Here is a 6,360-nt window from a genome sequence, read left to right on the forward strand (position 1 = left end):
GCAGGGGTAACGATCAACTTCACATAATCAGCTACTTTTTGCCCCTTCAAAACTTCTGCAGCAGCGGCCAGGTCTTCAAGACGGCCGTTAGTGCAGGAACCGATGAATACCTGATCGATCGGTGTTCCTTCAAGGGTGCTGACGTCACGAATCTTATCCACCTGTGAAGGGCAGGCCATAACAGGGACAAAATCCTCTGCACGATAAGTCAGTGTTCTGACATAAACGGCATCGGCATCACCTTTTAAGCTTTTCTGGTAATCATTTAATTCAATGTCACAGTACTTGGCGGTCTTCTCATCCGGTGTAAATAAAGCACATTTGGCACCGGCTTCAACTGCCATGTTGGACATGGTCATTCGGCTGGCAACCGACATATTGTCAACCGTGCTACCGAAAAATTCAAGGGCCTTATAAGTAGCACCATCTGCGCCAAGATCACCGATCAATCGAAGGATAATATCCTTGGACATAACGTTAGCCGGAAGTTCGCCCTCGATAACGACCTTGATGGTTTCAGGCACCTTGATCCACATCGTGCCTGTACCAAGAATACTGGCCATCTCTGTATAGCCGATACCGGATGAAAATGCGCCGACACAGCCGTAGGTGGTTGTATGACTGTCAGTGCCGAAAACAACATCCCCCGGCTTCACATAGCCTGCTTCTGTCATGAGCTGATGGCAGATACCGTCGCTTCTGTGGACATGAGGCATGCCGTATTTGGCTGCAAAAGCATCACCGATGCGAAAATGTCTTGTATCATCCAGCTGGCTGGCCGGAACAAGATGGTCATAGATTAAAATGACTTTTTCCGGATCATAAAGCTTGGAAAAGCCCATTTCTTCAAATTTCTCTGCTACAAAAGGAATAAAAATATCATGGATCATGACCCGGTCTACATTGACTGTGACAATATCACCCGGTTTGACACTTTTTCCCGTATTATGTCTGATAATCTTTTCAATAATCGTCTCGCCCATTGTCTGCTCCTTTCTCCTAATCCAGTCCATTCAGTTTGCGCATGGCGCCTACAAGGCCACCGGCCTGAATAATGCGCATGAGATTTTCAGGAAGGGCAGCGATCGGATATTCTTTGCCGTTGTAATCCACATGTTTATTCATATGAACTGTGATGGTGTCACCCTCTTTGATATCGTCATAAAGATCTGGCTGTTCGATTAAAAGCAGGCCGTTGTTAATGGCGTTTCTGAAAAAGATTCTTGCAAAAGATTTTGCAATGACGCACTGAATCCCAAGTGCTTTGATAATCTCTGGTGCCTGTTCTCTTGAAGAGCCGCAGCCGAAATTCTTGCCGGCTACAATGATGTCCCCTTTCTGAATCTGTCCTGCCAGTTCAGGACGCAGCGGACTGAAAGCATACTGTTTCATATCATCGATTGTTTTCATGGCCAGATACTCTGTCGGGATAATGATATCTGTGTCGATATCGTCTCCCAATATCCATACCTTACCTGTCATATTTTCCATGTCTGTTACACCTCATCGTCATTTCAATGTTGTTATTATGTATTGTTCAACGGATTACGGAATTACTGAATATCTTCAGCTAAAGCAATTTTCCCTGCAATGGCAGATGCTGTGACTGTTGCTGCGGAGCCAAGATAAACCTTGGAGCTTGGATGTCCGGCACGCCCTTTGAAGTTACGTGTACCTGTACTGATGAGAACTTCATTCTCACCGATAACACCCTGGCAGCTGCCCCAGCAGACACTGCAGTTTGGATTCATGACAATGGCACCGGCATCCATAAAGATATCAATCAGCCCCTCTTTTAAAGCCTGTTTGTAGATTTCAAGGCTGGCCGGGACAACAAGAAAACGTACATTGTCAGCAACTTTATGCCCTTTGAGAATGGACGCACCAACACGAAGGTCTTCAATACGGCCGTTGTTGCAGGAACCAAGGAATGCTTCATCAATCTTAATACCGCGCACTTCTTCAGCCGGACAGAGATTGTCTACGAAGTCAGGTTTTGCGACAACGGGACGAATCTTGGATAAGTCAAATGTATATTCTCTGGCGTAAACTGCATCCGGATCACTGTGATAAACGGCTTTAGGCTTACGTCCGTGTTCTTCGAGATAAGCAATGGCTTTCTCATCCGGTTCAAAAATACCTGTCTTCGCACCAGCTTCAACTGCCATGTTGCAAAGCGCGATACGATCTGAAATGCTCAGTGTCTTCGCACCCTCGCCTGTAAATTCCATGACCTGATAGTTGCATCCGTTGGCACCCACGGTACCAATGATCTCAAGGATTAAATCTCTGGCATAAACACCATCAGGCAGTTTGCCGATCAGGTTGAACTTCACTGTTTCGGGCACCAGTACCCAGGATGTACCTGTAACCATACCGTAAAGGAAGTCTGTACAGCCCACACCGGTACCGAATGCACCTATGGCACCGTAAGAACATGTATGGCTGTCTGCACCGAAAATCAATTCTCCTGAACAGACATAGTTCTCCATCATGATCTGGTGGCAGACACCTTTTCCTTCCCAGAAATCAATACCGTTTTCTCTGGCAAAATCTCTCATCTTCTTCTGGGAGGCGGCTGTCTTCGGATTGTCGGACGGTACATTATGGTCAACAATAAAAACCAGTTTCTTTGGATCTGCGATATGTGGATGATTCAGCTGGTTATTGTACATATCAACGGTCAGATGTGTTGTACCGTCATTGCTCATCATTCTGTCAAGATTCACTGTATGAATATCGCCGGGACGTACACTCTCAACACCTGCGGCTGCGGCAATAATTTTCTCTGCAATTGTCATTCCCATCTTACTTGTCCTCCTCTTTGTTCAAAGAAGCGATTAAGCCGCCCTGATTTAAAATATGCTGCATATACTCCGGAAGCTTGGTACATGTATAGGTCTTGCCATTGGCTTCAACCGTACCCTCAGACATATGAAGTTCCATGGTGTCTCCTGTCTGAACATCATCTGGAAGATCTTTACAGACAATGGCCGGAAGTCCGATATTAATGGCATTTCTGAAAAAGATTCTGGCAAATGATTTGGCAATAACAGCCTTTACACCAAGGGCTTTTAAAACGCCAGGTGCCTGTTCTCTTGAAGAACCGCAGCCGAAGTTCTCCCCGGCTACCACATAATCATCAGGTTTTACCTTCTTTGCAAAATCAGGATCTTGAGATTCGAAAGTATGGGCTTTCATTTCCTCCAGATTCGGCAGCAGCAGATACTGGGATGCAATGATCTGGTCTGTATCAAGGTCGTTATAAAATTTAAAGATTGTTCCTTTATCCATCATGAAATTTCCTTTCTGTTCTTGTCACTCTGCTACTATTCTATCACAGATTGGTGTATAAGAAATATGCATATTTTAAATAGAAGCTATAACTCATTATTATAGCTAGAGATGTTGTTATACCTTGATTTTACAGTGTTTTTCAAAACATTTGTTGCTTCAACTTCTTTGCAACAACAATTCAAATATATCCGGAAATATTTTGAAGAAATACTAAATAAAATTTGTGTTTTATCAGGGTGCTAAAAATTGCCTAAAATCAAGGTTTTCGCTCTATTTTGATAATAAAAAAGACCCTGTGGGTCTGTATTGCTACAGACCTACAAGGTCAATTTTTACGTTTGGACAATTTTTAGATTGGTTGGCAATTTTACTCTTTAACAGGATATTTTGCTTTCCCCTCTAACATCTGTATTATTTCGCCTCTGCCATTTTTATCGCACTCTGGGCTGCTGCCAATCTTGCAATTGGCACTCTGAACGGTGAACAGGATACATAATCCAAGCCAAGCTTATTGAAGAATTCCACGGATGACGGATCACCGCCATGTTCGCCGCATACACCGATATGCAGTTTCGGATTAACCGGACGGCCAAGGTCAATAGCCATCTTCATCAGTTTGCCAACACCCTTCTGATCTACCTTTGCAAATGGGTCACTCTCATAAATCTTGGCATCATAGTAAGCGTTTAAGAACTTGCCTGCATCATCTCTTGAAAATCCGAAAGTCATCTGTGTCAAATCATTGGTTCCGAAACTGAAGAAGTCTGCCTCGGATGCAATCTCATCCGCTGTCAGTGCTGCTCTCGGAATTTCAATCATTGTACCAACTTCATATTTCAGATCAATACCAGATGCTTTAATTTCTGCATCCGCTGTTTCTACAACAGTTTTCTTGACATATTTTAATTCCTTGATTTCGCCTACCAGCGGAATCATAATCTCAGGCACCAGTGTCCATTCAGGATGTGCCTTCTGGACTTTGATGGCGGCACGGATAACTGCTCTTGTCTGCATGACAGCAATCTCAGGATAGGTGACACTTAAACGGCAGCCGCGGTGTCCCATCATCGGGTTGAATTCATGGAGTCCCTGAATGATGCCTTTAATATGATCAATGCTCTTGCCTTGAGCTTTTGCTAATTTCTCAATATCCTCTTCCTCTGTAGGAACAAATTCATGCAATGGCGGGTCAAGGAAACGAATCGTTACCGGCAGTCCTTCCATGGCCTCATAAATCTGTTCAAAGTCATCCTGCTGATACGGCAGAATCTTCTCAAGCGCTTTTTCGCGTTCATCCTTCGTCTCTGCACAGATCATTTCACGGAAAGCATCAATTCTGCCCTCGCCGAAGAACATATGCTCGGTACGGCAAAGACCGATACCCTGTGCACCGAGTTCACGGGCTTTTCTGGCGTCTCTAGGCGTATCTGCATTGGTACGAACACCCATAGTGCGGTACTTGTCCGCCCAACTCATAATACGTTCGAATTCACCGGCAATAGTTGCATCAACGGTTGGAATAATACCTGCATAAATCTTGCCTGTTGAACCATCTATGGAAATAGCATCACCTTCGTGATATTCTTTGCCACCGAGGGTAAAGCGTTTATTCTCTTCATCCATGACGATATCGCCGCATCCAGATACACAGCATTTACCCATACCACGGGCCACAACCGCTGCATGGGATGTCATACCGCCGCGAACAGTCAGGATGCCCTGAGCTGCCTTCATGCCTTCGATATCCTCCGGGGATGTCTCAAGACGGACAAGCACAACCTTTTCACCCCGATCTGCCCATTCTTTGGCATCATCTGCCGAAAATACAATCTTGCCGCAGGCAGCACCAGGAGAAGCACCAAGGGCTTTACCGATTGGAACGGCATTCTTTAAAGCGGCCTGGTCAAACTGTGGATGAAGCAATGTATCAAGGTTACGCGGGTCAATCATGGCCACTGCCTTTTTTTCGGAAATCATGCCTTCATCCACTAAATCACAGGCAATCTTAAGTGCAGCCTGAGCGGTACGTTTGCCGTCACGAGTCTGCAGCATATAGAGATGACCGTTTTCAATAGTAAATTCCATATCCTGCATATTTCTGTAATGGTCTTCAAGTTTATGGCAGATACCTACAAACTGGTCATAAACATCCGGCATAATCTCCTGCAGATGAGAAATCTTCTGTGGTGTACGGACACCGGCCACAACATCTTCACCCTGGGCATTCAGAAGGAATTCACCCATAAGACGATTCTCACCGGTTGCCGGATCACGGGTAAAGGCAACACCTGTACCGGATGTCTCTCCCATGTTGCCGAAAGCCATCATCTGTACATTGACAGCAGTTCCCCATGAATATGGAATATCATTGTCCATACGGTAAACATTAGCTCTTGGGTTGTCCCAGGAACGAAAAACAGCTTTGATGGCATAAATCAGCTGATCTGTCGGATCATCCGGGAAGTCTTTGCCGACTTTCTCTTTATATTCGGCTTTGAACTGGTCTGCCAGTGCGTGCAGATCATCAGCTGTCAGTTCGATATCCAGCTTGATGCCCTTTTCAGCCTTCATCTTGTCAATGAGCTCTTCAAAATACTTCTTGCCCACTTCCATAACGACATCGGAATACATCTGGATAAATCGTCTGTAGCAATCCCAGGCCCATCTTGGATTGCCGGACTTCTTCGCCAGGACATGAACGACTTCCTCGTTCAATCCGAGATTCAGGATTGTGTCCATCATGCCAGGCATGGAAGCTCTGGCACCGGAACGAACGGATACAAGGAGCGGATTCTCTTTATCACCGAATTTCTTGCCGGTAATCTCTTCCATTTTTGCAATAGCTTCCATAATCTGGTCAAGAATCTCCTGATTGATATATCGTCCATCCTCATAGTACTGTGTACAAGCTTCTGTTGTAATTGTAAAACCTTGCGGAACAGGTAAACCGAGATTCGTCATCTCCGCCAGGTTGGCACCCTTGCCACCTAACAGTTCTCGCATACTTGCATTACCTTCTGTAAACATATAAACCCACTTGCGCATTATAAATCCCCCTTAAAT

The 6,360-nt window shown here is 45.0% G+C and carries 5 protein-coding genes; all 5 read right to left on the reverse strand.

Features of this window, described 5'->3' with window-relative positions:
- A partial coding sequence (locus WMO25_RS13200; protein WP_349085672.1) for a 3-isopropylmalate dehydratase large subunit occupies nucleotides 1-983 on the reverse strand: 983 nt, incomplete at its 3' end.
- Between the two features lie 16 nt (nucleotides 984-999).
- Entirely contained in the window at nucleotides 1,000-1,491 is a 492-nt protein-coding gene (locus WMO25_RS13205; RefSeq protein ID WP_117526983.1) for a LeuD/DmdB family oxidoreductase small subunit, read from the reverse strand.
- Between the two features lie 62 nt (nucleotides 1,492-1,553).
- Nucleotides 1,554-2,807 (reverse strand): 3-isopropylmalate dehydratase large subunit, encoded by a 1,254-nt coding sequence (locus tag WMO25_RS13210; protein WP_349085670.1) that lies wholly within the window; start codon nucleotides 2,805-2,807, stop codon nucleotides 1,554-1,556.
- A gap of 1 nt (nucleotide 2,808) precedes the next feature.
- Nucleotides 2,809-3,294 carry a LeuD/DmdB family oxidoreductase small subunit gene (locus WMO25_RS13215; RefSeq protein WP_349085673.1) on the reverse strand — a complete coding sequence of 162 codons (486 nt, stop codon included), beginning with the start codon at nucleotides 3,292-3,294 and terminating at the stop codon, nucleotides 2,809-2,811.
- A 414-nt stretch (nucleotides 3,295-3,708) separates the two neighbouring features.
- On the reverse strand, nucleotides 3,709-6,342 hold the full coding sequence (gene ppdK, locus WMO25_RS13220) for a pyruvate, phosphate dikinase (protein ID WP_349085671.1): 2,634 nt from the start codon (nucleotides 6,340-6,342) through the stop codon (nucleotides 3,709-3,711).
- Nucleotides 6,343-6,360: the final 18 nt, after the last annotated feature.

Origin of the sequence: Coprococcus intestinihominis (genome assembly GCF_040096555.1) — a bacterium.
Classification (GTDB): Bacteria; Bacillota; Clostridia; order Lachnospirales; family Lachnospiraceae; genus Coprococcus_A; species Coprococcus_A intestinihominis.

Bases quoted from the DNA above. Each gene is read 5' to 3' on its own strand.
- WMO25_RS13205 (WP_117526983.1), bottom strand. From the start codon at position 1,491: ATGGAAAATATGACAGGTAAGGTATGGATATTGGGAGACGATATCGAC.
- WMO25_RS13210 (WP_349085670.1), bottom strand. From the start codon at position 2,807: ATGGGAATGACAATTGCAGAGAAAATTATTGCCGCAGCCGCAGGTGTT.
- WMO25_RS13215 (WP_349085673.1), bottom strand. From the start codon at position 3,294: ATGGATAAAGGAACAATCTTTAAATTTTATAACGACCTTGATACAGAC.
- ppdK (WP_349085671.1), bottom strand. From the start codon at position 6,342: ATGCGCAAGTGGGTTTATATGTTTACAGAAGGTAATGCAAGTATGCGA.